Source organism: Billgrantia sp. Q4P2 (assembly GCF_052806135.1).
On sequence record NZ_JBRBAI010000003.1, the window covers coordinates 160,481 to 187,019 of the forward strand.

General features: G+C 59.5%; 35 protein-coding genes. 23 read left to right on the forward strand and 12 right to left on the reverse strand.

All coding sequences use genetic code 11. From position 1 onward, the window contains the following. Positions 1-30 precede the first annotated feature (30 nt). Both ACUY1T_RS06150 and ACUY1T_RS06155 read right to left on the reverse strand, forming a co-directional pair. Positions 31-1,281 (reverse strand): sensor histidine kinase, encoded by a 1,251-nt coding sequence (locus ACUY1T_RS06150; RefSeq protein WP_446021029.1) that lies wholly within the window; start codon positions 1,279-1,281, stop codon positions 31-33. Further along, on the reverse strand, positions 1,271-1,954 hold the full coding sequence (locus ACUY1T_RS06155) for a response regulator transcription factor (RefSeq protein ID WP_446021031.1): 684 nt from the start codon (positions 1,952-1,954) through the stop codon (positions 1,271-1,273). Before ACUY1T_RS06155 ends, ACUY1T_RS06150 begins: the two co-directional genes overlap by 11 nt. 136 nt (positions 1,955-2,090) lie before the next feature. Between ACUY1T_RS06155 and ACUY1T_RS06160 the strand changes: the two genes are divergently transcribed. Next, positions 2,091-2,441 (forward strand): VOC family protein, encoded by a 351-nt coding sequence (locus ACUY1T_RS06160; protein WP_446021033.1) that lies wholly within the window; start codon positions 2,091-2,093, stop codon positions 2,439-2,441. A 98-nt stretch (positions 2,442-2,539) separates the two neighbouring features. Here the strand turns inward: ACUY1T_RS06160 and ACUY1T_RS06165 are convergent, their stop codons facing one another. Beyond that, complete coding sequence (locus tag ACUY1T_RS06165) at positions 2,540-3,133, reverse strand: TetR/AcrR family transcriptional regulator (RefSeq protein ID WP_446021035.1); 594 nt, start codon at positions 3,131-3,133, stop codon at positions 2,540-2,542. A gap of 126 nt (positions 3,134-3,259) precedes the next feature. On the opposite strand from ACUY1T_RS06165, the gene ACUY1T_RS06170 reads away from it, so the two are divergent. The 8 genes from ACUY1T_RS06170 to ACUY1T_RS06205 all read left to right on the forward strand — a co-directional run bounded on the left by ACUY1T_RS06170 (position 3,260) and on the right by ACUY1T_RS06205 (position 9,804). Next, the gene (locus ACUY1T_RS06170; RefSeq protein WP_446021037.1) at positions 3,260-3,661 is read left to right on the forward strand and encodes a RidA family protein; all 402 of its coding nucleotides are present in this window, start codon (positions 3,260-3,262) and stop codon (positions 3,659-3,661) included. Positions 3,662-3,864: 203 nt separating this feature from the next. Then, positions 3,865-4,134, forward strand: coding sequence for a hypothetical protein (locus tag ACUY1T_RS06175; RefSeq protein WP_446021039.1), 270 nt, complete (start codon positions 3,865-3,867; stop codon positions 4,132-4,134). A 268-nt stretch (positions 4,135-4,402) separates the two neighbouring features. Then, the gene (locus ACUY1T_RS06180; protein WP_446021041.1) at positions 4,403-5,419 is read left to right on the forward strand and encodes a DUF2235 domain-containing protein; all 1,017 of its coding nucleotides are present in this window, start codon (positions 4,403-4,405) and stop codon (positions 5,417-5,419) included. Between the two features lie 212 nt (positions 5,420-5,631). After that, positions 5,632-6,552 (forward strand): RES family NAD+ phosphorylase, encoded by a 921-nt coding sequence (locus ACUY1T_RS06185; RefSeq protein ID WP_446021042.1) that lies wholly within the window; start codon positions 5,632-5,634, stop codon positions 6,550-6,552. 320 nt (positions 6,553-6,872) lie between these two features. Next, entirely contained in the window at positions 6,873-7,298 is a 426-nt protein-coding gene (locus ACUY1T_RS06190; RefSeq protein ID WP_446021044.1) for a hypothetical protein, read from the forward strand. 251 nt (positions 7,299-7,549) lie between these two features. Then, positions 7,550-8,140: a hypothetical protein gene (locus tag ACUY1T_RS06195; RefSeq protein ID WP_446021045.1), complete on the forward strand. Its 591-nt coding sequence runs from the start codon at positions 7,550-7,552 to the stop codon at positions 8,138-8,140. A 427-nt stretch (positions 8,141-8,567) separates the two neighbouring features. After that, positions 8,568-9,341: a DUF6597 domain-containing transcriptional factor gene (locus ACUY1T_RS06200; protein WP_446021046.1), complete on the forward strand. Its 774-nt coding sequence runs from the start codon at positions 8,568-8,570 to the stop codon at positions 9,339-9,341. A 40-nt stretch (positions 9,342-9,381) separates the two neighbouring features. Further along, complete coding sequence (locus ACUY1T_RS06205) at positions 9,382-9,804, forward strand: VOC family protein (RefSeq protein WP_446021048.1); 423 nt, start codon at positions 9,382-9,384, stop codon at positions 9,802-9,804. 645 nt (positions 9,805-10,449) lie between these two features. On the opposite strand, the gene ACUY1T_RS06210 is transcribed toward ACUY1T_RS06205, so the two are convergent. The 3 genes from ACUY1T_RS06210 to ACUY1T_RS06220 all read right to left on the reverse strand — a co-directional run bounded on the left by ACUY1T_RS06210 (position 10,450) and on the right by ACUY1T_RS06220 (position 14,024). After that, complete coding sequence (locus ACUY1T_RS06210; protein ID WP_446021050.1) at positions 10,450-11,655, reverse strand: GGDEF domain-containing protein; 1,206 nt, start codon at positions 11,653-11,655, stop codon at positions 10,450-10,452. A gap of 458 nt (positions 11,656-12,113) precedes the next feature. Beyond that, positions 12,114-12,854, reverse strand: coding sequence for a dienelactone hydrolase family protein (locus ACUY1T_RS06215; RefSeq protein ID WP_446021052.1), 741 nt, complete (start codon positions 12,852-12,854; stop codon positions 12,114-12,116). 270 nt (positions 12,855-13,124) lie between these two features. Next, positions 13,125-14,024: a LysR substrate-binding domain-containing protein gene (locus tag ACUY1T_RS06220; protein WP_446021054.1), complete on the reverse strand. Its 900-nt coding sequence runs from the start codon at positions 14,022-14,024 to the stop codon at positions 13,125-13,127. Positions 14,025-14,124: 100 nt separating this feature from the next. On the opposite strand from ACUY1T_RS06220, the gene ACUY1T_RS06225 reads away from it, so the two are divergent. From ACUY1T_RS06225 to ACUY1T_RS06235, 3 genes are all read left to right on the forward strand, one after another. Then, positions 14,125-14,979 (forward strand): SDR family oxidoreductase, encoded by an 855-nt coding sequence (locus ACUY1T_RS06225; RefSeq protein WP_446021055.1) that lies wholly within the window; start codon positions 14,125-14,127, stop codon positions 14,977-14,979. Between the two features lie 143 nt (positions 14,980-15,122). Further along, the gene (locus ACUY1T_RS06230; RefSeq protein ID WP_446021057.1) at positions 15,123-15,254 is read left to right on the forward strand and encodes a hypothetical protein; all 132 of its coding nucleotides are present in this window, start codon (positions 15,123-15,125) and stop codon (positions 15,252-15,254) included. A gap of 75 nt (positions 15,255-15,329) precedes the next feature. After that, positions 15,330-15,677 (forward strand): DOPA 4,5-dioxygenase family protein, encoded by a 348-nt coding sequence (locus ACUY1T_RS06235; RefSeq protein WP_446021059.1) that lies wholly within the window; start codon positions 15,330-15,332, stop codon positions 15,675-15,677. Positions 15,678-15,768: 91 nt separating this feature from the next. Here the strand turns inward: ACUY1T_RS06235 and ACUY1T_RS06240 are convergent, their stop codons facing one another. Next, positions 15,769-15,894: a hypothetical protein gene (locus ACUY1T_RS06240; protein ID WP_446021061.1), complete on the reverse strand. Its 126-nt coding sequence runs from the start codon at positions 15,892-15,894 to the stop codon at positions 15,769-15,771. Positions 15,895-16,058: 164 nt separating this feature from the next. Between ACUY1T_RS06240 and ACUY1T_RS06245 the strand changes: the two genes are divergently transcribed. Continuing rightward, entirely contained in the window at positions 16,059-16,571 is a 513-nt protein-coding gene (locus tag ACUY1T_RS06245; protein WP_446021063.1) for an OsmC family protein, read from the forward strand. Between the two features lie 109 nt (positions 16,572-16,680). Then, positions 16,681-17,349: a dihydrofolate reductase family protein gene (locus ACUY1T_RS06250; protein ID WP_446021064.1), complete on the forward strand. Its 669-nt coding sequence runs from the start codon at positions 16,681-16,683 to the stop codon at positions 17,347-17,349. Between the two features lie 20 nt (positions 17,350-17,369). Here the strand turns inward: ACUY1T_RS06250 and ACUY1T_RS06255 are convergent, their stop codons facing one another. Continuing rightward, entirely contained in the window at positions 17,370-17,756 is a 387-nt protein-coding gene (locus ACUY1T_RS06255) for a gamma-glutamylcyclotransferase family protein (RefSeq protein WP_446021066.1), read from the reverse strand. A 139-nt stretch (positions 17,757-17,895) separates the two neighbouring features. Here ACUY1T_RS06255 and ACUY1T_RS06260 point away from each other — a divergent pair, with 139 nt between their 5' ends. Together ACUY1T_RS06260 and ACUY1T_RS06265 are read left to right on the forward strand one after the other, a co-directional pair. After that, positions 17,896-18,639 (forward strand): carbon-nitrogen hydrolase family protein, encoded by a 744-nt coding sequence (locus ACUY1T_RS06260; protein WP_446021068.1) that lies wholly within the window; start codon positions 17,896-17,898, stop codon positions 18,637-18,639. A gap of 74 nt (positions 18,640-18,713) precedes the next feature. Then, positions 18,714-19,778 carry a calcium/sodium antiporter gene (locus ACUY1T_RS06265; RefSeq protein ID WP_446021070.1) on the forward strand — a complete coding sequence of 355 codons (1,065 nt, stop codon included), beginning with the start codon at positions 18,714-18,716 and terminating at the stop codon, positions 19,776-19,778. A gap of 11 nt (positions 19,779-19,789) precedes the next feature. On the opposite strand, the gene ACUY1T_RS06270 is transcribed toward ACUY1T_RS06265, so the two are convergent. Beyond that, positions 19,790-20,458, reverse strand: coding sequence for a glutathione S-transferase family protein (locus tag ACUY1T_RS06270; protein WP_446021072.1), 669 nt, complete (start codon positions 20,456-20,458; stop codon positions 19,790-19,792). A 90-nt stretch (positions 20,459-20,548) separates the two neighbouring features. Then, a complete protein-coding gene (locus tag ACUY1T_RS06275; RefSeq protein WP_446021074.1) occupies positions 20,549-21,193 on the reverse strand; it encodes an MBL fold metallo-hydrolase in 645 nt (214 codons plus the stop codon). 117 nt (positions 21,194-21,310) lie between these two features. On the opposite strand from ACUY1T_RS06275, the gene ACUY1T_RS06280 reads away from it, so the two are divergent. The 3 genes from ACUY1T_RS06280 to ACUY1T_RS06290 all read left to right on the forward strand — a co-directional run bounded on the left by ACUY1T_RS06280 (position 21,311) and on the right by ACUY1T_RS06290 (position 22,640). After that, on the forward strand, positions 21,311-21,532 hold the full coding sequence (locus ACUY1T_RS06280; protein ID WP_446021075.1) for a hypothetical protein: 222 nt from the start codon (positions 21,311-21,313) through the stop codon (positions 21,530-21,532). A 132-nt stretch (positions 21,533-21,664) separates the two neighbouring features. Continuing rightward, the gene (locus ACUY1T_RS06285) at positions 21,665-22,279 is read left to right on the forward strand and encodes a cell wall hydrolase (protein WP_446021077.1); all 615 of its coding nucleotides are present in this window, start codon (positions 21,665-21,667) and stop codon (positions 22,277-22,279) included. A gap of 163 nt (positions 22,280-22,442) precedes the next feature. Further along, a complete protein-coding gene (locus tag ACUY1T_RS06290; RefSeq protein WP_446021079.1) occupies positions 22,443-22,640 on the forward strand; it encodes a hypothetical protein in 198 nt (65 codons plus the stop codon). A gap of 81 nt (positions 22,641-22,721) precedes the next feature. Here ACUY1T_RS06290 and ACUY1T_RS06295 read toward each other — a convergent pair whose 3' ends face one another. Beyond that, on the reverse strand, positions 22,722-23,606 hold the full coding sequence (locus tag ACUY1T_RS06295; RefSeq protein WP_446021081.1) for a LysR substrate-binding domain-containing protein: 885 nt from the start codon (positions 23,604-23,606) through the stop codon (positions 22,722-22,724). A gap of 159 nt (positions 23,607-23,765) precedes the next feature. Here ACUY1T_RS06295 and ACUY1T_RS06300 point away from each other — a divergent pair, with 159 nt between their 5' ends. Beyond that, the gene (locus tag ACUY1T_RS06300; RefSeq protein ID WP_446021083.1) at positions 23,766-24,101 is read left to right on the forward strand and encodes a hypothetical protein; all 336 of its coding nucleotides are present in this window, start codon (positions 23,766-23,768) and stop codon (positions 24,099-24,101) included. A 72-nt stretch (positions 24,102-24,173) separates the two neighbouring features. Here the strand turns inward: ACUY1T_RS06300 and ACUY1T_RS06305 are convergent, their stop codons facing one another. After that, complete coding sequence (locus ACUY1T_RS06305) at positions 24,174-25,073, reverse strand: arylamine N-acetyltransferase family protein (protein WP_446021085.1); 900 nt, start codon at positions 25,071-25,073, stop codon at positions 24,174-24,176. 179 nt (positions 25,074-25,252) lie between these two features. On the opposite strand from ACUY1T_RS06305, the gene ACUY1T_RS06310 reads away from it, so the two are divergent. From ACUY1T_RS06310 to ACUY1T_RS06320, 3 genes are read left to right on the forward strand one after another with little or no spacing between them, the layout of a single operon-like run. Further along, on the forward strand, positions 25,253-25,624 hold the full coding sequence (locus ACUY1T_RS06310) for an ArsR/SmtB family transcription factor (RefSeq protein ID WP_446021086.1): 372 nt from the start codon (positions 25,253-25,255) through the stop codon (positions 25,622-25,624). Next, a complete protein-coding gene (locus ACUY1T_RS06315; RefSeq protein ID WP_446021088.1) occupies positions 25,611-26,162 on the forward strand; it encodes an SRPBCC family protein in 552 nt (183 codons plus the stop codon). Before ACUY1T_RS06310 ends, ACUY1T_RS06315 begins: the two co-directional genes overlap by 14 nt. Next, positions 26,135-26,530: a VOC family protein gene (locus ACUY1T_RS06320; RefSeq protein WP_446021090.1), complete on the forward strand. Its 396-nt coding sequence runs from the start codon at positions 26,135-26,137 to the stop codon at positions 26,528-26,530. Before ACUY1T_RS06315 ends, ACUY1T_RS06320 begins: the two co-directional genes overlap by 28 nt. The last annotated feature ends 9 nt before the right edge of the window (positions 26,531-26,539 follow it).

Below are 26,539 nucleotides of genomic sequence, written 5' to 3' on the forward strand. Positions count from 1 at the left end.
CCTGACGGACGTGAAGAAGGCGTTAAGACGCTAAATGGCAGGAACCGGAGGGAATGTCAGGACGAAGCGGGTTCCCCCAGCTTCGGGAATCTCCAGGCGCACCTCCCAACCGATATGCTCGACCACCCGTTTGGCGATGGCCAGGCCCAACCCCATGCCTTCGTGCCCCGCCCCATCGCCACCATGGACGAATCGCTCGAATAGCCGCTCGCGCACCCCCTGGGGAATACCAGGGCCAGTATCCTCGATCACTAGCCGACCCGCAGTGAGCTGCACGAGGATCACGCCCTGGCTGGTATGCTGGCAGGCGTTACGCAGCAAATTGCCGATCATGATCCCGGCCAGATCGGGGTGTACGTCGGCCCACACTTGTTCCATCCACTCCAGCCTGCATTGAACGTCACTTCCACTCAGCAGGGGCCGGCAGCGCTCCATCTCCGACTCGATGATCGTATTCAGCACGATACGCGGCGAATCCAGGGAGTCCGGGGCACGCGACAGCAAAAGCAGCGCGCTGACCCGCTGCGAGGTTTCCGCAGCCACGCGCCGAATGCGCTCAGCGGCCTCGGATTGCCTGGAATGCTCCGGCAACTGAGTTTTCAGCACTTCCGCCGCGCCCAGCATGATCGTCAGAGGGGTACGCAATTCATGGCTGACGTCGCCGGTGAAGAGCCGCTCACGCTGCAGGAACTGCTGCAACTTGTCGGTTCGCTTGGCAAAGGCACGCGCCAACGAGCCAATTTCGTCTTGCGCGGAAAGGGAGGGCAGTTCAGTCGGGCCTGCGTTACGCTCCACCGCCTCGGCAAGCGCCGCTACCGGCGCCATCACGCGCCGGGCGCTCAGCACACCGAGTACGGCGGCGAGCAGTACGCTGACGACAAAGCCGATGGCCAAGGCAAGCAGGATGACCCTTTCCGTATGCTCGATTTCATCGACTTCCTGCACCACTGCGTATCGACTAGCACCATGCTCCGTCAACAGCGCACGAACCTGGCGTTCCCCGAGCGTCAGTTCATGGCTACCCATGGGCAATTCGCGTAACGCGTCGGGTATGTCGGCATCGATATGGAAATGCACGTCCGGTGGCGCATCCGGGACATCGCCCAGTTGATGAAGATCGACCAATCTTTCCGCCAACTTGGCGAGGCGAGCATCGATGACCTGCTCTTCGATCACTTTCACCGCGACATAGGAAACCGCACTGAAGGCGCCGGCCACTGCAACGGTCAACAGAATATAGGTGAGCGCGATACGCTTCTTGAGCGAAAGTCTAGGCTTCACTGGGCGCTTTCAACCGATAACCGACGCCTGGCGAAGTCAGCAGCATGGGGTAGGGAAAAGGCTTGTCGAGCGCTTGGCGCAAGGTATGAATGTGGGTACGCAGGGCGTCACTGTCCGGTGGATTGTCGCCCCATATCTCGTGCTCGATCGCTTCGCGCGTTATCAACTTCGGAGCGCCGCGCATCAGCGCCGCAAGAATCTTGTAGCCCGTCGGCGTCAGCTCGAGCGGCTGACCGGCACGGGTGGCAAGGCCGGTACCAGTATCAAGCCGAAGCTCGCCGAAGACCAGGACCGACTGCACATGTTCGTTGCGCGCTCTACGTACCAGCGCCTTCAAGCGTGCATCCAGCTCGGGAAGGGAATAGGGCTTGACCAGATAATCGTCAGCGCCGACCTCGAATCCGGTCAGCTTGTCATGCACCGAGTCGCGCGCCGTCAGCATCAGGATCGGCGTTGCCAGCCGATACTCTTGCCGGAGCTTCCGGCAGACCTCCACGCCATCCATACCCGGCAGCGATAGATCGAGGATGATCGCATCATGGAAGGAACTCGTAGCACAGGAGATTCCTGCAGTGCCATTACGCGCCACGTCCAGCATATAGCCAAGCGGTTCCAGATATCCGTACAGATTCGCGATGATATCCGAATTATCCTCGATAATAAGAACCTGCATGAGCTACCCGCCTGACCTCAATGCATCAAGATTACGAAGAAACAGCGTTGATGCAAAGCAACCTGGATGCCAGATGGCGCATCTACATCGATACCACTACGTTAAGGAGTTCACGAAACGAGAATCGGGGTGGCAGATGAAAGTCAAACGCATCATGTCCAACACGGCGACATCGGATCTCGACAAGGCGGCAGCCTTCTATGGAGAAATCCTGGGCCTCGAGCTGCTCATGGACCACGGCTGGTTCCGAACCTACGGCTCGGACGAGAACATGACGGTTCAGGTGAGCTTCGGCACAGAGGGCGGTTCCGGCACGCCCGTGCCCGATCTTTCCATCGAAGTCGACGATATCGAAGCGGCGCTGGCACGCTTCGAGAAGGCGAACGTACCCATCGAGTACGGCCCTGCCAGCGAGCCCTGGGGCGTGCGGCGATTCTATGTCCGCGACCCGTTCGGCAAGCTCGTCAATATCCTGCAGCATGAGTGAACGAACGAGTCTCTTGGAACGCACAATGAGTCAAGGGAGGCCCAAGCCTCCCTTCTTCTAAAGCATGGGCTTGGCTATGAGCCCGTACGTCTCACGCGTCACCCCTCGGTTTTCAGCAAGCCAGCCGCGAGCTGCCGGAACGCCTCGACGGCCTTCGGAAGAACGGCGCGGGGATCGTCGGCGGCGGCAATCCACAGGGCAGCGTTGAGCGCCGCGCCATTGATCAACCGGGCAGCGGCCTCCGCGTCCACCGGCTTGACCGTGCCTTCATCGATGAGCGCCTGGAGGGTCTGCGTCGTGCGCAGCAGGCACGCATTCTGGTTGGGCCACTGCGAAGGGTCGCCGAGTACGGCAGGGCCATCCAGCAGCATGATGCGCTGGACTTCCGGCTCCAGCGCCATTTCGATATAGGCCACTCCCTCCTCGAGCAGCCCGTCCCATCGGCTTGCCGCCTGATCCTGAGCAGCCAGCATCCGCGCCACCATCTCCCGGTCGATCTGGTCGACTACGGCCTGCAGCAATCCCTGCTTGCCGCCGAAGTTATGGTAGAGCGCCCCCCGCGTCAGCCCGGCATCGGCGGTGATATCGTCCATCGAGGCCGCCGCATAGCCCTTGGCCGCGAAGGCCTCCCGAGCGGCTCGAATGAGCTTGGCCCGGGTTTCCTCCATCATCTGCGCACGTTTCGTCGCCACACCCTCTCCTGACATCGCTTCAAAAAATTTCGCATACGGCTCGTATGCGCATTGACATACGAAGCGTATGTGCCAGCATAGTCACATACGGACCGTATATCAATTTTATCCCACCGGAGCAGCACGATGGCTAAACGCGATGCAGTCTTCCCTGCCGGTCGGCAGGCACTCTATGAGATCAACCGCTATTCAGCGGCGATCCGCTCGGGCGACTTCCTGTTCGTCTCGGGCCAGGTCGGCAGCCGTGAGGACGGCTCCCCCGAGCCGGATTTCGAAAACCAGGTGCAGCTTGCCTTCGACAACCTTGCAGCCGTTCTCGAGGCCGCCGGCTGCACCTTCGACGACATCGTCGACGTGACCACCTTCCACACCGACCCCGCCGCCCAGTGGGAAGCGATCGACAGGGTTCGAACGAAGGCGATTGGCGAGCCACCCTACCCCAACTGGACCGCTGTCGGCGTCAACTGGCTGGCGGGCTTCGACTTTGAAATCAAGGTCATTGCCCGCCTTCCCCACCCTGTCCCGTAAAGACGCCCGTCCCGGAGCACACCGCCGCTGGCGCAACGGCGGTGTGCTTTTACGAATTGCAGGCCTCGGCACGCTAGCCAATACTGCAGCGAGCGGCATCACCCACGACGGGTATTCGCACTGGAGAGACCCGGTGTGATCAAGCTAGCCGAACTGGGCTGCCCCCTGCTCCAGACACCCAAGCCAATATCGAGGAGGTAGCGATGGATGAAGACCTCGAGAGGATGACCCGCGAAGAACTGATCGAAGAAGCCAAGCGCCTACGCCAGGGGATTCGCGAGCACCGAGACTGCAGCCGACATGACCTCTGCTGGCATCACCCGGCCCTTTGGGGGCTATTGCCCGACAAGACCGATCCGGTTCCCGTGGTACCGGAATGGCCGGAGTTCATGAAAGGCTGCATCAAGTACCGCCAGTCGCTAGATGAGCAGATGCCAAACGCCCCGCGTACCGATGAGCCCTATGAGGAGTGAAGCCTCGCTCCATCCTGCTCGGCAATCTCTCCATGGAAACGGTTGAAAATCCCAACTTCATGCCTGCACGAAAGGCTACGGGCCAGCAGCAGAGTGCCGCATCCAACATCGAAATGTCTCGCCTTAGCCCATCGTTGTAAGCCATGTATTACAGAGCGTAAGCCATGACCTCAATCAAGGCGGCGAGGGCCGTTTTTGGGTTAGATGACGTAGCTTATTCGAAACATTGGGTTTACGTTTAGTAAAAAACGTAGGGAGAGATGGCGGGATGAAACGCATCATCATCTGCGCCGATGGCACCTGGCAATGCCCCGAAAGTGACGCCCCGACGCACGTGCTGCGCCTGGCTCGCGGTATCGCACCATGCTGCGATACCGGCATCAAGCAGGTCGTCTACTACGACTGGGGCGTGGGCACCGAGGGCGACCGAATTCGCGGCGGTGCGACCGGCGCTGGCATCGACAAGAACATCATGGATTGCTATCGCTTCATCGTGCACAACTACGAGCCTGGCGATCAGCTCTTCCTGTTCGGCTTCAGCCGCGGCGCCTACACCGTGCGCTCCCTGGCCGGGCTCATCCGCAACTGCGGTGTGCTGCTCCGGCTCTACGCCGACCGTATCCCCGAAGCCTATCAGCTCTACCGGCAGCGCTCCAGAAGCTCGGCGCCCAGTGCCGAACGATCCACCGATTTTCGCCGCGCCTACGCCGTCGCAGATATCACCCCAATTGAGTTCCTTGGCGTGTGGGATACCGTCGGCGCCCTCGGCATTCCCGCCCCCTTCCTTGGCACCCTGGGTACCGAGCGCTACCTGTTCCACGACACCGAGCCCAGCAGCATCATCTGCCATGCCCGGCATGCCGTCTCCATCGACGAAAACCGCCAGGACTTCGAGCCCACGCTGTGGTCGGCCAAGCCCGGCATCGACCTGAAGCAGGTGTGGTTCGCCGGCGTGCACACCGATATCGGCGGCGGCTACCCACAGCGCGAACTCGGCGACTACGCTGGCCAATGGATGGTCACCGAAGCCGAACGGTGCGGCCTCGCCCTCGAGCCGCACTTCGTTGCCTCGATGAACCCGCGCCATAGCGGCCGGCAACACGACGAGTACAAGGGCTTCTACAAGATCATGCGCCGCTCGCAGCACCGCACGCCGGAACCCTGCCTACACCAGAGCGTACGTCTGCGCTGGGAAGACCCGCACGTGACCTACCAGAGCCCGGCGTTGAAACAAATGCTCGATTCAGTGGGTGGGGATTGGGGCCGGGTGGAGTTGGTCGGGTGAGGGGTGGCTGGATAAACAGGTGGCGGCTTTCGACCCAAAGGCGACATGTCGGCAATGGTCGCCACCATTTCTCCCCGTGTTATGAAGCAGGCGCGATGATTGGCGTTATGTGGCCAAGCCATACTTAATATTAAGTTTTTTTCAGTGGGTTAGGGGAAAAGGCATGCTGTATAACATTGTTGAACAAATGCTAAACAGTTAGGCACGAACCCATGCTTCTCGACGACTGTGAAAAAATCTTTGATCAGGCGCTCTCTACCGAGAGTGAATCAGCGTTCTGTCATGCCATAGATCTACTGTTCAAAGAGTATGAGATTCTGTCACTCGAGTTCGGCCGTGGCAGCATATTCTGGCGTGCAAGGCCTATAGAGAACGAAATCTATTCAAATATCTCTGACCTTGACTATCCACCGCCGCAGCTTGCCAAGCAGGGACGGCTCAATGACTTCGGTACGCCTTGTTTCTACATCGCCGCACGCAAGGAGACAGCTCTCGCCGAGGTTGGCGCGACGGATGGACAACTGGTACAGCTAGCGGGGTTTCGAGTTATAAACGAGTCCCCGATCCGATTAGCAGTCATCGGTGAGTACTCGAATGTCCAGAAGAATGGATATATGCATTTCGCTGGCCAGGACCCTGATATGGAAATCGCAAAGATCCTTAACGCCATGCCACGACAGGAGGCTCTGAAAAAGATTTACATAGACAAGTTCTTCGCGAGCGTTCTTGCGGACCCAGACGCATCAGTAAATGGATACATGTTTAGCCGCGCCTTGGCCCAGTCGATCTATTCGAGAGTTGGTGCTGAAGGTATAGTGTTTCCAAGCGTTAAGGACCGCGGAGGTTTCAATGTAGCTGTTCAAGCAGAACCATCTGACAGGAGCTTCCATAACGTCAGCTGCTTCGTAGTACGTATGGGCAAACCTCGAAAGTTCGGGTTGACTGAGTTCGAGATCGTCAAATCGGCCGAGCGCCTGGATGATGACTGGAATTTCATCTGGATGGATGGCGAAGATCCAAACGTTGTCGGCGTTTACAACATGAGCAAAGAGGAATTCGATATGACATCACGCAATCCTTATGATAGAAACAGCCTCCTTCATATGCTTCACGCGCACACCAAGCGCCGCTAGTCCGTGCCTAATTCAGGCGTCAGGAGTCGCAAATGCAGCGCGCGCAAGTTTTCTCCGATAGTGGCATTCAACAGCAGTGGATTCTGCGTCGCTATATTGACCTGCCAAAGCTTTTAGATCTTCTGCATTCTAGCTCACTGTATTTTAGGCGGGCAGATGGTTTCACAGATAGATTGGAGGGGGCTCTTTTCCCATCCCTTCGTGCAGCGATGGACGAAGCTCATGTAGTAGGTGATGCAAAGACGAACGCAGACTATTTCTACCGTAGGTCACGAGCCGGAAATTATGTGAGTTGTTGGACACGTAGCGCAAGAGACAGCATGGCTCACTGGCAACTCTACGCCGGAGTCCACTCAGGAATCGTAGTGACAACGACCGTTGAACGCCTCCTCCGGGTAGCTCTCGCCTGGGAAAGAGATATTATCCTTCATCGGGTCAGGTATGTCGATCACCCGAAAATGAAGAACTACGTTATCGGGGGATACCCAGATGTTCTACAGTTCAAGCATGAAGCTTACAGGCACGAAAGTGAGGTGCGCGTAATCGTCCCGCAGCAGGGTGAGGGCTGGGAGTCGAATCCTATTGATCTGCGATTAAATGTTCCTGAGCTAGACACACTGGTAAGGAGCGTCGTTGTCGCACCGGAGGCAAGTGGGGAGTTCTACGAGGCCGTCAAGGATCTGTGCTCACGATACGGGCTGAAGGCGCCTGTCCGCCGGTCCAAGCTTGCTTACGTTCCGGTTTAATGCCCTAACAACTCGCATCATCCGACACAGCTAACGCCGCGCGGCTGAACTTCATCGTTAAGGAAACACTGCATAAATCCCGCCGACGGCTGCCAAGCAGCTGCGGCGGGTTTTATGCAGTGTTTCCCTATCAGTGAATCATTGTGAGCATTTGCCAGTCCAGCCCGGTCAGGCTACAGTTTAATAAAATTTATGGCTAGTCCTGCCCTCCATAGAAGAAGCTATAACTACAGGGAATACGGGGAGTCACCATGACATTTTCACGCCAGCTCTTTCACATATTTTCAACCACGCTGATTCCTGCCGCCCTTGCAATAGCGCTCCCCCTAACTTCGACTGCCTCTGAAACTAGAACCATACCCGACCTAAATTTTGACGTCGATATTGAAGAGCTATCATTAAGAGATAGGGAGCTTAGCGAAAGCACCGAAGAGCTATGCAAAGACTTCGGAGCGGAAGGCTGCGAGGAATTATATAGCCGCTGTCTCGAAAGCTCTCTTCCAAACTCCTGCTTCCACCGCGCAGTGCTCTTTTACTCCATGGACTTACTGACCTGTGAAGGGGACGACACTACCATCTGCATTAATGAACGCGCCCAATATGAAGACAGGCTTTCAGACTTCGCCAATGATTACGCCAGCGAACCTGGCATAGGCCGAGCCGCCTTAAACATGTGCACCCCTTTCTTTGGTGTCACAATCAACCACCCCGGACTAATAGAAATCAAAGAAAAGCTAGACAGCGTTATGAAAGGACTCGGTGACTACATGGACTACAAGGGCTTCTATCTTTGTGTCCAAGAGCAGTTCTTAGAGATGTCGAAGAGCACCATATCACGATAGAAGAAAACGAAAACGCCAAACCAAGAAATCACATGAAGACTGACACACCAAGCCATGATCGTCCCGTTCCAGCTACCAGGTGCACATCCACCAGACAGCTCTATCTCAGCCAGTCTTGAAATACAGCGAAAAACCAAATTAAAGCAGCTTCCTACACTTTGAATAGGCGCTGTTTCCCTAACAAGGCTCTAGTTCGACGCTACTTACTTTGGTTCCTTTCGCATCGCTACGGCGCCGCTTGCCTACAGCGTTATATCAGATGTCGCTGATAGTCTGCTTCTGGCCGATCGAGGAACTTCAGTCTATGCTGATGGAGTTGCGTGGGCAGTTGACGACCTACCGCGGACCTCCTGGCAAATGTGCCGGCACGTGCATCCAATCATAGGATGGGCAGTCTAATCACTGTGATTCTTTTTGAGAGGTAACTGTGGAAGTCCTGTCAAAGCTCCACTATCGGGAACGGCCGCCACCGCCGGCCTTGACTCGGCAACTGGTTTGTCTGTGGCAGCGACACATCACTGACAACACCGACGGTCAGCGACCCATTCTGCCGGATGGTTGTGTGGATCTGATCTGGCTGAATGGCGCTACGCCATTGATGGCCGGCCCCATGGACAGGGCACAGCACTTTCCCCTGCCTCCGGGTACCGCCGTGCTGGGAGCCCGCCTGCGTCCAGGCTGGGCCGGTGTCGCTTTGGGTCTTCCCGCAGCGCAGTTGCGCAATTTGCATGTGCCACTGGCGGATATCTTGCGAACCAGCCCTCTATGTACGGCTACCCAGGTCACCTCGATCAAGCTGCCGGCCCTGCTCCAAAAGCACTTCGTTGATATCGCCCCACTGGACCCGACCATGTGCTACGCCGCCCACTGGCTCGCCTCCAATCCACATGGGAAGATTTGGCAATTGGCCAAGGAACTGCAACTGAGTGAGCGGCTATTGCATCGCCGTTGCCAGGTTGCCTTGGGCTACGGTCCCAAGGTGTTCCAGCGCATCATGAGGCTGCAGCGCGTGCGCTGGCTGGCCAGTACCTCCTTATCGACCAGCTTGACCTGGCTGGCCATGGAATCCGGCTATGCCGATCAGGCGCACCTGTGCCGCGAGGTGCGCACTTTGACCGGTCAGTCTCCGACCCGCCTTCTGCCTCGGCAATTGTCCGGCGTGGCGTTGTCCGATTTATTCAATTCCCCGCTGTCCTCATGAGCTAGGCTGAAGTCTGGCCTAGCTGAGTGGAGATTAGTTTATGAAGCCCCGTATCAAAGTGATCACCTTGGGAGTGGCCGATCTGGAGCGCGCACTGGTCTTTTACCGTGACGGTCTGGGCCTACCTACCGAAGGTATTATCGGTACCGAATTCGAGGATGGCGCTGTTGTTTTCTTTAACATGAACAATGGTTTGATTCTAGCGCTTTATCCAAGACCTGCGCTTGCCAAGGATGCGAATATTTCCTTGGATTCTCCTAGCTCATCCGAAATTTCTATCGGACATGTCGTCGGATCCAAGGAGAAGGTCGACGCCATCATGCAACTGGCGAAAAAGGCTGGGGCCAAGGTCACAGATGCTGCCCGTGACCGTTTTTGGGGCGGGTACTCCGGATACTTCCAAGACCCGGACGGTCACCTTTGGGAAATCGCTTGGAATCCCGCTTGGGAGGTCGAAGATTAGGCGGGTGTATTTGGAGGAAGGAGCGGCACCTAACCAGTCGCTGGAGTGGGACGTGGACTTCCCTCAGCTCAAGCGTTAAGAGTCAAATAGGTAGAGTCACATTATGGCAAATAACTAGATTGTTCCTGGCTGGCTCGAAAAAGAAGTCCTTGAAAGAGATGAGTGTGCGTTTATTGCGTAAATTAATTTACTTCCGTGAAAGTAACAAGAAAGTCTGCGGCAAGCTGGTAGCATATCATCAATGACGCCAGCCTCATTACAAGGAAGAATATTGCTCTCTGCTGCTGCGACGGTAATGCAAGTAAGGGCAAAAAGCAGCTTTCGGACTGGCTGCAAACAAAATATTGTTAAGAATGAAGCATTACGCCCAAGGTAGTGGCGCCAATAGTAAAACGGGCTATCGAAAATGGTCTAGCGGCGTGCTTAACAAGACCAGGCATGGCGATGGTTTTTCCGTTGCGGCTTTGTCGTGGAGGCAAAGCCGTGCGTGCTGACGGAGCTATATCAGATTGCACTGATAGTCTGCTCTTGGCCGTTGGCTGCCATGAAAAATACGTTTGGAACGGTGCCAACGAGAGTCTAGAAGGGACGCTCGAGAGGCGAATGACGACGCGGTGTACCGAGAATCCAACTTCCCCTTCCCTTTCATCCCTCTTCCGTCCCCTCGCGACTCATCACTACCCGGTTCCTGCCGTCGCGCTTGCCAACGTATAGTGACTGATCCGCTCGCGTGATCAAGGAATCAAGGTCGGCCTCTTCCGTGTACGCTAAAGCGATACCTATGGTGACGCTTAGGCGCATCTCGCTCATTTCTTCCTTTAACGGAAGCTCGGCGACCTTCTTTTTCAAGCGCTCCGCGACGATTTGGGCGTCGTCGGGGCCGGTGTCCGGCAGGGCCACTATGAACTCTTCACCACCGAAACGTCCTATCACATCCGTGGGGCGTAGAGACCGCGCACAAGCCTCCGCGACCTTGGTCAGAACCCAATCCCCATGCGTGTGGCCCCATGTATCGTTGATACGCTTGAAATGATCGACATCAATCATGAAAAGGCTGAATGGTTTCTTTTCCACTTGCGAACGCTGCAGCAGTGCCTTGGCCCGCTTCATGAAATGGCTTCGACTATCCAATCCCGTTAGGGCATCCCGCTCGGCGACCATGCGCAACTGAGCTTCCAGATCTTTTCGAAGAGCTATTTCCTTGAGCAGATGGCGATTTTGATCACGCTCTTCTTGAAGCAGCGCAAATTGCCTGCGCTGAAGGTTTTCCAAACGCAGCAAGGCACAGAAGCCCACTACATTGGCCATAATCAACAACAGCGCCAAGCGAAGCGACACCACTGGTGAAATTTCCGCAAATAGCACTGCAGCGGTCAGAAAGCCAATACTCAAATAGAGGCTTGCAAACGTTACCACCGTCAGCAAGTTAGGAATCAGTAGATAGAAGGCCATGGTGGCTACCACCACCGCCGTTACCTGAGTGGCGAGGCTCTCGGGGCGCAAGGGAACGATCAAAATGATTCCCGTCGCAAATATCCAGAGCGGCAAAGCGTGCAACCAGATTTTACGGAAATAGTTTCCCCAGCGCCCGATAATGAATGCCAAGAGAAGGCAGAGGCTCACTACCACGATGCGCATGGTGATCAGCAAATAATATTCTCTGGTTAAGCCAAGAAGATGGTAGTCCGTAATAGCAAACATGCCAAAGATAAAGGACCCCAGGATCAACGAAAGACGTGTTTCAAACCGCGCCCTCGTCTTGATAATCCTGCGATACATCGACTCCATGCGATATTCGCAAAATTGACCAGTCAACCAATGCACGGAATATTTTGTATTTAGTGATGACAAAGCCCATGCTCCCTGTGGCAAATGACGTTTTTTTGGGGTTGGATCAGCGAAGCTACGAGAAAGCTGCTGGCTGACCAAAGAAAGACAAGGCGGTAATGACCATGCTTGTTGGCCCTGAGCACAGGCTTGTCCTAAGCAAAATTATCGGCGCCTTGCCTCAGATCTTTAGCAGAAACGACTTTCGGGCAACCAAGAAAGGCATGCGCGGCGCCCTGTCATGCTACGCTTCCAGTGTGCTCGCGACAGCGGAGGAGACGATGGCTTTCCACAATCCGGATCCTAAAATTCGGGCAATTGAACAGCGCAATGCCCGAGTGAAGGCCGATCTGTTTGCCAGGCTGATTGGTGGTGCGTGGCGTAGGCTTCGCAAGGGTGCCCTGAGACTGTCGAGGGGGAGATAGCGCCGCGGCCCCATACAGCGAGGCCGCGCCGGGAAGCGAACAAAAGACGCACTCCCGCTACAAGGCCTCTTCCAGGAGCATGGCGAGCCGCTTGTGATGCAGCGTATCGGCGGCCGCATCGTAGCTAGGAGCATCCTTGGCCGTGAAGCCGTGGGCGGCGCCCTTGTAGAGTTCGGTGGTGAAGTGCACACCGGCTTTGGCCAGCGCTTCGTCCAGGCGGGCGATCTGCTCGGGGGGTAGCAACTCGTCCTTGTCGGCGTGGCCGAGATAGACGTGCCCTGCAATGGTACCGACCATGTGTACGACACTGTTCAGGTCGTCGGCCTTCGCCAAATTGGCCGAATGGAAGCCAGCCGCAGCGGCAACGCGGTCGGGGTGTTCGGCCGCCATACGCAGCGCGAAGGCACCGGTCATGCAGTAGCCGACCACGCCTATCTTGCCATCCGCGAACTCGGGCTCGTTATCGATGCATTTCAGCAGCGCGGCGAAGTCGAGGGATAGTGCCTCGGGCGTGAGGCGGCCGGCATACCCGAACAGCGTCGGACGCACGTCCGGATCGCGGAAGGATTTGCCCTTCGGCACGACGGGGCCGCGCACATCGCGATAGTAGATATTGGGCATCAACACAGCATAGCCGTTGTCCGCGATCTGCTGGGCCTTCTCGTGATAGCAGGGCCGCAGGCCACCGATATCGGTGAACAGCACCACGGCCGGAAGAGGACGGTCGGCGTTCCCGGGCGTGAAGACATGAGCGTCGATGGTGCCGTCGGCGGCGGGGATTTCGATGGCGCGAGACATAGCGGGCTCCGGGTTTGTCGATGGCAAAGGGATCTTGTCAGGGACGAATGTGCCAGGGATCCGCTTTTGGCCGGCTCGAGTACCTTAGCCTATTTTGATTGAAGTGTTCGAGACAGCTGACATCCAAAGCTGCCGTGCCGCCAAAACAAGCATGAGACCATAACAAGCATAAGGAGGGTGTCATGAAGGCTGAAGAATTGCGGTCCGTCCAGACACCTCTGAAAGAGCGTTATCGCGAGGCTCCGGATGCCTCGTAGCGCCAGTCACACTTCACCCTGACATAAGATCTTCCACCATCAGATAGTCCACCACGACCCGTGTCCTCTGCGGCAATTGTTTTCTCGATGGATACACCAGTGATACCGCCAATGGATCGCCGCGCAGTTCCGGCATAACAGGCACCAACTGCCCGGATTCGATTTCCTGGCGCACGACACTTGGCAGTACCGCACCGACGCCATGTCCCTGGACGACCATTTGCTGCAATAGCAAAGGCGAGTTACACCGGTTAAACGAACGCGGGCGGATCTCAACCGTTCGTTCACCGTTTCGCATCCGCACCACATCGCCGGCATGGGGTTGCGTCTGCAGTATCCAGTGGGCTGCGGCCAGTTCCGGTACGGAATCAGGCGGCCCCGACGCTTGAAGATACTTCGGGCTGACGAACAGAGCAGTGCGATCCTCGTAGAGTACGCGGGCGACCACCGAATCGTCCCGTGGGAAGCCGACACGGATCGCGAGGTCGATTTGTTCGCCTACCAGATCCACTCGCTCGTCGTCCAGGATGAAATCGAGCTTTATTCTGGGGTAGCGCCGCTGAAAATCGACCAGTCTGGGCAAAATGAACTTGTGGGCAATGTCGTGGTTCATCGTGATGGCGACCCGTCCACTCGGTTCCCTGGGCATCGCGATGGCCTCCACATTCTGGAGGATACCGGGCAATGATCGGGCTTCGTCGTACACCCGTTGACCTTCATGCGTGACGGTGAGTTGCCGGGTCGTGCGTTGCAGCAAGCGCACACCGAGGTCCGTCTCCAGTTGAGCCACCTGTTCACTGACGCGGGAGCGACTGGTGTGCAGCTTGCGCGCGGCCGCTGCGAAACTGCCCGTCTCCACCACGGTGGCGTAAACCGCCAGCAGGCGCAGGTGGGAAAAATCGATTGTACTCAAAACCCGAACACCTCATTCGGAATAGATCCACTTATCGGTGCGGTGAGTGTGCCGCACACTGATCACGAAATCCAGACAGTCCTAATGAGGAGAGACCACCATGATCGGAATTACCGGCGCTACCGGCCAACTGGGCCGACTTGTCATCCAACACCTGCTGACCCTGACGGATGCCTCCAACATCATCGCCCTGGTCCGCAGCCCGGATAACGCCGAGGACCTTCGTGCTGAAGGCGTCACTGTACGTCAGGCCGACTACGACCAACCCGAATCACTGTCCACGGCTTTGGCCGGGGTCCAAAAACTGCTGTTGATTTCCAGCAACGCAGTCGGTCAGCGGGTGCCTCAGCACCAGGCCGTGATCGATGCCGCCAAACGCGAAGGCGTGCGGTTGTTCGCCTATACCAGCCTTCTGAAGGCGGATACGTCGCCGTTGATTTTGGCACAGGAGCACCGGGAGACCGAAGCCGCCATCCAGGCTTCCGGTCTGCCCGCTGTGCTACTGCGTAATGGCAAGTACACCGAAACCTACACCGAGAGCCTGGGCGGTGTGTTGCAAGCGGGCGCGGTCGCAGGTGCGGCGGGCGAGGGTGTGCTGAATACCGCGACCCGAAGTGATCTGGCTGAAGCGACCGCCCGGGTTCTGACATCCACCGACGACGAAGCGGGCAGGGTCTACGAGCTGGCGGGTGATGATGGCTTTACGCTTGCCGACTACGCCCGGGAAATTGCACGGCAGACCGGGAAGTCGATTCAGTACCACCACCTGACCGAACAGGACTTCACCGGCATGCTGGTCAAGATCGGCCTGCCGGAGGGGTTCGCCGCGGCGCTGGCGGATGCCGAAGCCCGGGCGGCCGAAGGCTGGTTGGCGGACAACAGTGGTGACTTGAGCCGATTGCTGGGTCGGCCGACAACATCTTTGTCGGATTCGATCAAGGCTGCCCTAGCATAATACCGCAGCGACATGCCCCGGATCCGGGTGTATCCGGACCGGGGCTCGTCGCCATACAGCTTCCTGTTTTCTTTTCCCCGCCTGCCCCTTACCTCTCGATGTGTTTTACGTGTCGCCCTTAAAAGCGAAGAAAAGACGGTATTTTGGAACGTGTTACCTACAACGAGGTGCCATCCTGTGTTGAGTACAAAGCAACTGGATTCGGCACCAAATTTATCCGTATTCCTGACGAGCTTGAAACGCTCCAGAGCGAGATTGACAGTAGAATAATATAACAAGACAATGCACACGACGAGCGCGTGATTGCGGCGTTAGGCTTCCATATAACTTTATTCCCAGGCGAAATCAAAGTGAACAACCCCAAAAGACCAATCAATATACACAAAGGGTACCATGCTCATGTCTATTTTAATCAAGAAACATTGGATTTTGCCTCTAAACTTTGTAAAGAAGCAGGAGAGAGGTTTGGATTGAAGGTCGGACGCGTTCATCAGAAGTTAGTTGGACCTCATACTCAGTGGAGTTGCCAGATTACCTTTAGCCACAAGTCCTTTGATGCGTTCATTCCCTGGCTGGATGAGAATAGAGGGAGTTTAAGTGTATTGGTTCACGCTTTAACGGGTGATGATCTGGCAGATCATACGAAATATGCCTATTGGCTAGGCGATAGTGTTGAAATAAATTTAGATGGATTATAAATCTAACAAGTGCAGGCAAGGGACGCTCCCCCATTCTCCCAATAGCAACTCTGCCAAACCACCGGGGCCGCCGATAAAGCAGACCGCCCCGCTACAGCGTCTCTTCCAACAACATCGCCAACCGCTTGTGATGCAGAGCACCGGCAGTCGCATCGTAGCTGGGGGCGTCCTTGGCGGTGAAGCCGTCGGCAGCGGGGATTTCGATGGTGCGAGACATAGCGGGCTCCGGGTTTGTCGATGGCAACGGGATCTTGTCAGGGACGAATGTGCCAAATATCCGCCTTTGGCCAGCTCGAGTACCTTAGCCTATTTTGATGAGGTGTTTGAGACAGCTGGCATCTACGGCTGCCGTGCCGCCAAAACGAGCATGAGGAGAGTGTCATGAAGGCTGAAGAGTTGCGCTCCGTCCAGACGCCTCTGAAGGAGCGTTATCGCGAGGCACCGGATGCCGCACTGATCACTCTGCGCGCGCAAGGGCGTCTCGGTGAAGGTGTGAGCTGCAAGATCGAGACGGGCAAGGCGCTCGTTGAGGCCGGGCTGCATCCCGCCACGGGCGGGAGCGGTCAAAGCGCGTGTTCGGGCGACATGCTGCTCGAAGCGTTGGTGGCCTGCGCCGGGGTGACGCTGAACGCCGTCGCCACCTCGCTCGGCATCGAGTTGCGAGATGCTTCGCTCCAGGCGGAAGGCGATCTCGATTTTCGTGGAACGCTTGGCGTGGCAAAGGAAGTGCCCGTGGGCTTCCAGAGCATTCGGCTGCAAGTCACCCTCGACACCGATGCCTCGGAAGAGCAGCTCGACACTCTCCTGCGTTTGACGGAGCGGTACTGCGTTGTCTACCAGACGCTGGCACATCCCCCGGCGCTGTCGGTGGCTCGCAAACGCGCAACGGACTGAGCGTTACCTCACACTCAACAAGCCGTCGCCGCCGTTCATCGCAAGCCTGTCGATTCCTACGCATCTCGTTCGAATACTGGCTGAACGTGCAAACCACGAGGATGAGCAGATGCGTAAAGTGATCGTTGGCGGCATGGTTTCCCTGGACGGCGTCATGCAGGCACCCGGCGGGCCGCAGGAAGACCCGACCGGAGGCTTCCGCCATGGCGGCTGGGTCGCGCCGTTGGTGGACGAGGTATTCGGTGAGGAGATCGACAAGCTGTTCGGTCAGCCGTTCGACCTGCTGCTCGGGCGCAAGACGTATGAGATCTTCGCTGCGCACTGGCCCTACGCCGAGGAAGGGCCGGACGACTCTATCGCCAAGACCTTCAACTCGATCAAGAAGTACGTGGCGACCCGAAAGGGACTGGAGTTGACCTGGAAAGACTCGGTAGCGCTGCGCGACGCGGCGGCCGATGTTGCCAGGCTGAAGCAGGAGGATGGGCCGGCGCTGATCACCCAGGGCAGCACCGAGCTGGTCCACACGCTGCTTGCGCACGATCTCGTCGATGAAATCACCATGTTCATCTGCCCCGTGGTGCTGGGGAGAGGCAAGAAGCTGTTCAATTATGATACAGCGCCAGTCGCATTCAAGCTCACCGCCAATCGCGTGTCGCCCAACGGCATCGTGATCGCGAATTATGAGCGCGACGGTGCGGTGAAGACCGGCGACTTTGCCATGGACCCACCCACGGCGGCGGAAGTGGCACGGCGCGAGAAGATGCAGCGGGAGGGCTAGGCTAGGTTAACCACGTTAAGTTATGGCCACCACCCGCCCTGCCGGATCGCCGTACGGCCGGCAACCTCGGGATTGTAGAGATAGAGCCAGGCGGGGCCGAAGGTGGTGGCGTGAATGGCGCGGTGGTAGAGCCCGGCGTGCGGCTGGCGCGGGCGAAAGTCCTCGAGCCTGTCCAGTTCGGTAAGCAGGTTGGCATCGATGCGGTATATCTCCACCTCGACCCCGCGGGAGGGTTCGGGCTTGGCCCCGGGGAAGGGGCCGAGATCGTAGAGGGTGGCGCTGGTCAGCCGGTCGCTGCCCAGGAAGTCGGCACCTTCCAGCCAGTGATGATTGCGCAGCCCGCGCTTTAGGGTGCCGTACACGGCCACCAGCGGCGTGCGGGATATGGAGAGCATGGGCGTGTGCATGGCAGGCTGCCTCCTTGACGCGTCGGTGCCTGAGTGAAGTCTAACCCAGCGCCTTGTTCCGTCAGGAAGGCAAACCGTCATTCACCCAACGGCAAAATGTCGTACGCTTACCCGAGGGTCGGCGAAAGGGAGCGAACCGATGAAGCTGTGTGCCGTGCAGTACGCCTCGATAACGGGCAATATCGAAGGCAACGTGGAGCGCCATGTCGAGTTCGTCGAGCTGGCAGCTTCGCAGGATGCCGAGCTGATTTTCTTCCCCGAACTCTCGTTGACCGGCTACGAACCGGCGCTAGCCAAGGGCCTGGCCACCCACGAGGAGGACCCGCGGCTGGACGTGTTCCAGCGCCTGAGCGATGCCCACGGCATCGTGATCGGCGTGGGCCTGCCGCTGGTTACCTCGCAAAAGCCGCAGATCGGTATGGTGGTGTTCCAGCCCCACGCGGGGCGCCACGCCTACGCCAAGCAGAGGCTGCACGACGACGAACTGCCCTACTTCTCCCCCGGTGAGCGGCCGATGCTCATCGAAACCCGCGAGCATCGCCTGGCACTGGCGATCTGCCACGAATCGCTGCAGCCCGACCATGTCGCCACGGCGGCAAGCCTGGGTGCGGACGTGTACCTGGCCAGCGTAGCCAAGCTGGCACAGGGAATCGACGAGGCCTACGCCTACTACGCCACCTTCGCCCGCGAACATGCCATGACGATCCTGATGGCCAACTGCGTGGGGCCCTGCGACGGCGAGGCCGGCGGAGGCCGCTCGGCATCGTGGATCGACCGCGGCAAGCGTGTCGCCTCCCTCGATGGCACACAAGAAGGCATTCTCATGCTCGATACGGCCACCCTGGCTACGCGCATGCTGGCCCCGGCACCACCGGCAGCCTAGCAGGGGCTTCCAGGCCTACGCCTCCCGGTCGAAGACGTGTTTCATCCCTATCTTGAATGCTTGGAACTCCTTCAATGCTGACACTGCTGATGTTGTTGATCGGCCTGGCGCTGCTGATTGCCGGTGCAGAGGGCCTCGTGCAGGGTGCTTCTCGCCTGGCTGCTCGCCTGGGCATCTCGCCGTTGATCGTCGGCCTTACCGTGGTGGCTTTCGGCACCAGTGCCCCGGAACTCGTCGTCAGCCTCAAGGCGGCCTTTGCCGGCCAGGCGGGCATCGCCATGGGCAACGTGGTGGGCAGCAATATCTTCAACGTGCTGTTCATCCTGGGGGTCTCGGCACTGATCGTGCCGCTCGCGGTGGCCCACCAGCTGATTCGCCTGGATATCCCGCTGATGATCGGGCTCTCGCTGATCGTCTTCCTGATGGCGGCCGATGGACATATCGGCCGGCTCGAGGGTGGGCTGCTGGTGCTGGGGCTGGTCGCCTACACGGGTTTTCTGCTGTGGCAGGGGCGGCGCCAGGCACCGGCTACCGAGCCGGCAACTGGCGGTGAGGAGAAACCTCATCACTGGGCGCGAGATGCGCTGTTCGTCGTCGGCGGGCTCGCTATGCTGGTGGCCGGCTCGCGGCTGTTCGTCGACGCAGCCGTGGTACTGGCCACCTGGCTCGGCGTCAGCGATCAGGTGATCGGCTTGACGCTGGTGGCGGCGGGTACCTCGCTACCCGAGGTGGTGACCTCGATCCTGGCTGCCCTGCGCGGGCAGCGGGACATTGCCGTAGGCAACGTGGTCGGCAGCAACGTTTTCAACCTGCTCGGTGTGCTTGGCCTTACCGGCCTGCTCGCCCCCGCCGGCATCGCCGTGACCGAGGCCATGCTAAGCCTCGACCTGCCGGTGATGATCGCCGTGGCCATTGCCTGCCTGCCGATCTGCCTTACCGCCAGCGCCATCAGCCGTTGGGAAGGCGCCATACTGCTGGGTTACTACATGGCCTACACGGCCTACCTGGTGCTGGCTGCCACCCACCACGATGCCCTGGCCGGGTTCAGCGCACTGATGCTCTATTTCGTGCTGCCGATCACCGCCCTGACTCTCGCCGTGCTGGTCGTTCCCGAGCTGCGCCGAAGAGCGAACGAGTAGCGCCCTGGCGTTCAGCCCAGCATATCCATGGCCGGCTTGGGGGCAACGCCTTGGGCCAAGGCCGCCTCACGCTCGGCGGTCTTGGCGCGCCGAAAGGCATCGCGCGCCTGCAGGCGCTGCCAGTAAGCGGCTACGGCAGGCTTGAAGCGCTCGTCCAGGCCAATGAAGCTGGCCAGCAGCAGCGCATAGCCCACGGAAACATCGGCCGCGGTGAAGCGACCGGCGCAGAGGAAGGTATCGCGCTCCAGGCGCGGTTCCAGAGTACGCAGGCGGGAGAGGAACCAGCGCGAGTAGTCCTCCGCCACCTGAGGCAGCCGGCGCTCCTCGGGCTCGAAGCGGCCATAGCGCAGCACCAGGGTCTGGGGAAAGGTCAGCGTCGCCTCGCCGAAATGCAGGAAGTTGAGGTAGTCGCCGTAGGCGGGGTCGTCCTGCCCCACCGCCAGGCCTGCTTCGGGATAGCGACCCGCAAGGTACTGGCAGATGGCCGCCGACTCGGTCATGGCCACCTGGCCGTCGAACAAGGCCGGTACCGTACCTAGCGGATTGATCTCCAGGAAGGCCTCGTCGCGTACCCGGGGCGGAAAGGCATGCACGACCAGCTCATAGGGCGCGCCGATCTCCTCCAGCAGCCACAGGGGGCGAAACGAGCGGGCGCTGACACAGTGATGCAGGGTGATCATGGCTAGGCTCCTTGCGTTCCATTCGCGACAGCTTGGTGAAGCCAAGCATGCCATGGCGCACGGCGCCATGGCATCTCACCTTACCTCTCATCAGCCCAACAGGCGCTCCAGGGCGCTATCCACATGGCCTGGCCAGTCGCCCGGCGGCATCTCCTGAAAGCCCGTGTCGCCGAGGAAGGCGCTACCGAACACCACGTCCGGCTCGAGTTCGCGCAGGAGCCTGAGGCTCTCGGCCAGTTGCTCGCGGTCCTTTTCATCGTTGTGGCCGGGAATGAAGCCAGCGCGCCAGTCGCCCTGTTCGCCGCGGTAGAGCGTGTCCCCGGTGAACAGGTAGCGCTTGCCGTGGGGCGAGTGCACCAGGAAGCAGGTACTGCCGGGGCTGTGCCCCGGGGTGGGGATCACCTCGACATTGCCCAGGTGCATCTCGCGCCGCTCGAACAGGATCTCGGGCGTGCGATAACGGGCGAAGTCGTCAAGCTCGGCGCGGTGGCCGCCCAGCTTGGCCCCGAATCGCTGGTGGATCGTCTCGAGCGTTGCACCCAGTTCGTCCCGATGGCTCGGGTACTGGTAGGCCACACCGCCCAGCTCCGCCATCCTGTCGATCTCGTGACGGTGGCCGGTGTTGTAGAAGAGCACGTTGCCCTCGTCTCGCGTCAGCAGGTAGGCGTGAACGGTCAGCCCGGCGAAAGGGCTTTCCACGTCGGTTTCCCAGAGGTCCGGTTGAACGTGGCGCATGGCTGTTCTCCTTTGTGTGGCTACACAGTCGGAGCGTAAAACCTCAAGCAAAGTTTAGGTCAAGGCGACTCGTGACCCTTTCTCCCGGTCGCTTTACAGACACGAAGCGGCTGCGCGATGCTGGGCCGAGAGTTCGAACTGCCCACTACGCAGGGGCGTGTGCTGGCCTTCAGCCTGGGCACGCGCAACTCCTTCGTCGTTCTGCCTTTGGCCCTGTCTCTCCCTGCTTCCTATGAGCTGGCGGTGGTCGCCGTCGTGTTCCAGTCGCTGGTCGAGTTGATCGGCATGGCGGTCTTCCTGTGGTGGGTACCGCGGTGGCTCTTTCCCAAAAATGCCTGATGCCTGCTGACAGCCGAATACACTGCCGCATTGGTACCATGCGAGGACTCACGGGCAACTATACTCGCTACGTTACGTACCCATTCGATACGCAATAGAACCGAACCATAACGATACCAAAAGGTTCTCCCCATGTTCCCTTTCCGGCTGTTCGGCTGGTTGCTCCTTGCCCTGCCCGTGGCGGCGGTCGCCCTCGTCAATCCTGCACCGCAGGCAGACGAGGCGGTGCGCAAGGCCGAGGTGCTGGAGCAGGACGTGGCTCCCGACGTGGAAGTCACCGAGCCCACGAAGCCGCTCAGCGAGCAGGAGGCGCAGGTCGTCGATCCGGAAGGCAGCGACCCCTTGGAAGAGCCACTCACCTGCCTGGCACGCACCATCTACTGGGAAGCGAAAGGCGTACCGGGCCTGGACATGGAGTCGGTAGCCAATGTGGTAATGAACCGGCTTGCCACCGAGGAGTTTCCCAACACCATTTGCGAAGTGGTGAAACAGGGCTCGGAGCAGAGCCCCTGCCAATTCTCCTGGTGGTGCGACGGCAAGCCCGATGAAGTAGTGGAAGACGACGCCTACGAAATAGCCAAGGAAGTCGCGCGCCAGGCCCTCAACCAGGAGCTGCCCGACCACACCGACGGGGCGCTCTATTTCCATGACCGCACCGTTCACCCACCCTGGGCGAACGAGTTCCTGCTAACCGCCGAGACCGAAGCCTTCATTTTCTACCGCCCCGGCATCGCCAAGGCAGAGTGACCCTTCTTGGCCGCTATGCACGAAGCGGCACGGTTTGCGCCCGCATTCGGTTTGACGCGGCTCGCTGCAAGGAACCACCATGGTGTTACAACAATGAAAAAACCACCGTGACAACGACAAAAAGGAGCCCACCAGGGCCAGTTCGAATTGGAGGTACGCGCCCATGTTCGTCTCACTGATCCCCCGCACTGCTGCGGTTTGCGACACTCAGCACGAAACGGATATCGAGGCCCTGCTCGACGGTCTGATGAGCGATGAAGGTCTGAACCGAAATGAGCGGGATGAACTGCTCGATCTGTTGATTCTAGAGCGAGCGGAAATCAAGCGTCAGATCAATCGTCTCCGCACCGAGCAGAGTTGATCGGGCCAACTCGCAGGGTCTGCCTGACACTGCTGACTGCGCCAGACGACAGCCAGGTATCTCCTGCCCAGTAGCGCCATCTCAGTAGCTACGAAAGGCCCCCATCACGTAGCCCACCAGCGTTTCGCAGGCCTGGCCGGCGCCGGGCCGCTTGACCAGCGTCAGCTGATATTCGCCCAGCGGCGGCAGCAGGCTGGGCTCGATACGCCGCAACGGCGGGCGCACCAGGCTCTGCGGGAACGGGGATACCGCCAGGTCGGCGATCATGGCGGCCTCTTGGCCGGCGCAGTGTTCGCAGGAATAGGCGATGCGGTAGCTCAGGCCGGCCCGATCCAGCGCTTCCAGTGCCATGCCTCGCCAGGCGCAGCCCTGATGCGCCAGGGCCACCGGTAGCGGCGAGCGCTGGGCAGCCACGCCACCTTCCCGCCCCGCCCACACCAGCGGCTCGCTGTGCACGATCTCGCCGCGTACCTCCTGCCCCGGATTGCCGGCCGTGACCAACACCAGATCGAGTTCGCCGGCATCCAGCCGGGCGAGCATCTCCCGGCTGCTGCCCACCACCACATCGACCTGCACCGCCGGGTGCGAGCGGGCGAACTGCGCCAGCACGCCCGGCAGGATACGCGTGCCCACGTCGTCGGTGGTACCGAAGCCCAGCCGGCCCACCACCGTAGGCGCCAGGAACTGTGTCACCGCCTCTTCATTGAGCTTGAGCAGGCGCCGACCGTAACCGAGCAGCACCTCGCCTTCCGGGGTCAGCCGCACCTGGCGCGCCTCGCGCACGAACAGTGCCTGGCCAAGCGTTTCCTCCAGGCGCTTGATCTGCATGCTGAGCGCCGATGGCGTACGGAACACCTGGCGAGCGGCCCGGGTAAAGCTGCCGCATTCGGCGATGGCAACGAAGGTGCGCAGCACGTCGGTATCGAGTAGCGGCATGGTGGCGTTGGAAAGAACGGCTTGGTTCATCGGGCTATCCTTCAATTTTCCTTAAAGGACAATGTAGACCTTTTCGTTGGATTGATCCATCAGACCGAGCCAGACTCCCCTTCAAGAGGTCGCGACCCTCCTTCAACCGAAAGAAATGACGGCATCCGCCCTTGGCGAATGCCCGCCAGGAGGTGCGACATGAGCCAGTACGAACCGCTACGTCAGCCACGCACGGGCACCGCCACCCAGCGCCCCACCCCGCCACCCCAGCCGGACTTCTTCATGCCGGCCATGCCCCCGCTGGGGTTGATCCATAGGCTCGAGACCAAGTGGTGGGAATACCAGCGCCGGCGGCAGTTTCGCCAGCGCTTCTTGCCGCTGCTGGCCCACGACGATCACATGCTCGAAGACATGAACCACTGCCGCGACGACATCCTGTGGGCCTCGCGGCTGCCGCTGAAGGAAGATGCCGGGCAGGCGCTGGAGCAGCGTCGAATAATGCGCAAGGCAGTGCAGAAACAGCACCAGGGTTAGCGGCTTGGGAGCATGGGGCGGACTAGCTCACCCTCATGCACGGCGATGAGCGGTTCAAGCTGACGATTTCCCTCAGGTGCCAAGCTGCTCACCTTTGGATGAAGTCCCGGCGAGCGTCTCGGCTCGCCGCAGCAGTACGCGCTCCTGCTCCGAGGTCAGCGCCAGGCCGAACCGCTCGCGCAGCACGCCGGGCAGCTCACCGGCTGCGATCCAGTGCAGCTCCGGCGCCTTGCCCGGGCGGAAGATTTTCAGCTCCAAATCGGTGAGCGCAAGCCGTACCTCAGCGCCGTTGTGCTGAGCCACGATCCGCCGCACGAACGGGGATGCCGGGTGATGAGACGCCAAATAGTTGTATTCGCCAGAGTCGGCGCGGTAGCAGGGTTCGTCACTGAACTGGTAGATGTTGAACCACTCACCGTTGCGCTTGTGGCGCAGCAGCCAGAACCCCAGCGGCGTTCGCTCCAGGCGATACTCCCAAGGGCCATGACTCACCTCGCTGCCTTCCTCGAGCCGGATCGGCTCACGCGGCCCGACATTGCCGACGCCGACATCGACCAGCCAGTCTCCGCCCGCCACTTTCACCACCAGCATCGTATGGCCAAGCGGGGTGACGATACGCTCATCGTCGCCCATCAGCATTCTGGCGTTGCGCCCGGCGACCTCGAAGCCGAGCCGGTCAAGTACCGTGGCAAACAGTATGTTTTGCTCGTGGCAGTAGCCGCCACGCCGGCGCCCTACCAGTTTGTCCTGGAGGCTTTCCAGGTCGATGCGAATCTCGCCGCCGGTAACGATTTCCAGGTTCTCGAACGGCACCGCGGAGAGGTGCGCTTGTTGCAGGGCCTTGAGCGTCTCCAGGCTGGGCGTAATGGGCCCCCGGTAGTCGATACGGGCCAGATAGGCCTCGAGATCGAGCGCCGGCGTCTCCCACCGAGCCGATTCATGAAGGGGTTGAGTGATCGATGCAGCCCGCATGTCGTTCTCCTCTTCTTTCTGGGGACAATCGTTAAGCGCAGGCTAATACCTCAAGCTAGCTTCAGGTAAAGCGGAGAAGTTTCAATCGCGCTCATAGTCATTGGCAATGGCGTCTCCTCTCGCATCTAATATTCAACCCAGTGGTTGACAATACCTTGCATCGGACCTATATAAACCATATGGTTGAACATGACACAACGCACCTGGACCGGGTCTTCCACGCCCTGGCCGACCCCACCCGCCGCCTGCTGCTCGAGCGGCTGGCGGCCGGTGAGCGCAAGGTCGGCGAGCTGGCCGAGCCGTTCCCCATCTCGCTGGCCGCCGTTTCCAAGCACGTACGCGTACTGGAGCAGGCAGGGCTGGTGGAGCGGCGCATCGAAGGGCGCGCCCACTACTGCCGGCTGCAGCCGGAGCCGCTGGCTGCCGCGGAACAGTGGCTAAGCTTCTACGAAGGCTTCTGGAGCCAGCGCCTGAATGCGCTGGAAGCGGCCCTGAAGGCAGCCCCCCGAGACATGCCACCCGAGGAGGGAAAAGCGGATGGACGACGCTGATTACGGCCGGCCAATCGCCGAGGACAGTATCCGCTTCGAGCGCCTGCTGCCGGGGCCCATCGAGCGGGTCTGGGCCTTCCTTACCGAATCCGACAAGCGTGGCCAGTGGCTCGCCCCCGGCGCCATGGAACCGCGTGCAGGCAGCGCCTTCACTCTGCACTTCCACAATACCGAACTGACGCCCGACAGGACGCCACCAAGCGAGCGGTTTCGCCGCTACGACGGCAGCTTCACGACGCATCACCAGGTGCTGCGCTGCGAGCCACCCCACGTGCTTGCCTGGACCTGGGGCGGGGGCAACGAAGCCCCGTCGGAGGTGACCTTCGAACTCAGCAAGGCCGGCGATCAGGTACGCCTGGTGGTGACCCATCGTCGCCTCGCCGATGACGACACCATGGTCAACGTGGCCAGCGGCTGGCATACCCACCTCACCGTTCTGGAAGGCGTGCTGGAGGGCCGCCGCCCCGCCCCTTTCTGGCCCACGTTCGAGCGCCTGGAGGAGGAGTACCGATGCCACATCATGTCGCCCCACAGCTGATGTTCGAAGGCAATGCCGAGCAGGCCATGCGTTTCTACGTCTCGCTGTTCGACGATTCCGACATCGTCCGGCTCGAGCGCTACGGCCCCGAGGAACCGAGCAGGGAAGGCAGCATCAAGCAGGCTGAATTCACCCTGGGGGGCCGGCGCTACACCTGTATCGACAGCCCGGTAAAGCACGACTTCACGTTTACGCCTTCGATATCGCTGTTCGTCGAGTGCGAAAGCGCCGGAGAGTTCGAGCGGCTTCTCGAGCAGCTGTCGGAACAGGGCCAGACGCTGATGCCACCCGACGACTACGGCTTCAGCACGCGCTTCACCTGGCTCAACGACCGCTTCGGCGTGTCGTGGCAACTCAACCTGGCTTGAACGGAGGCA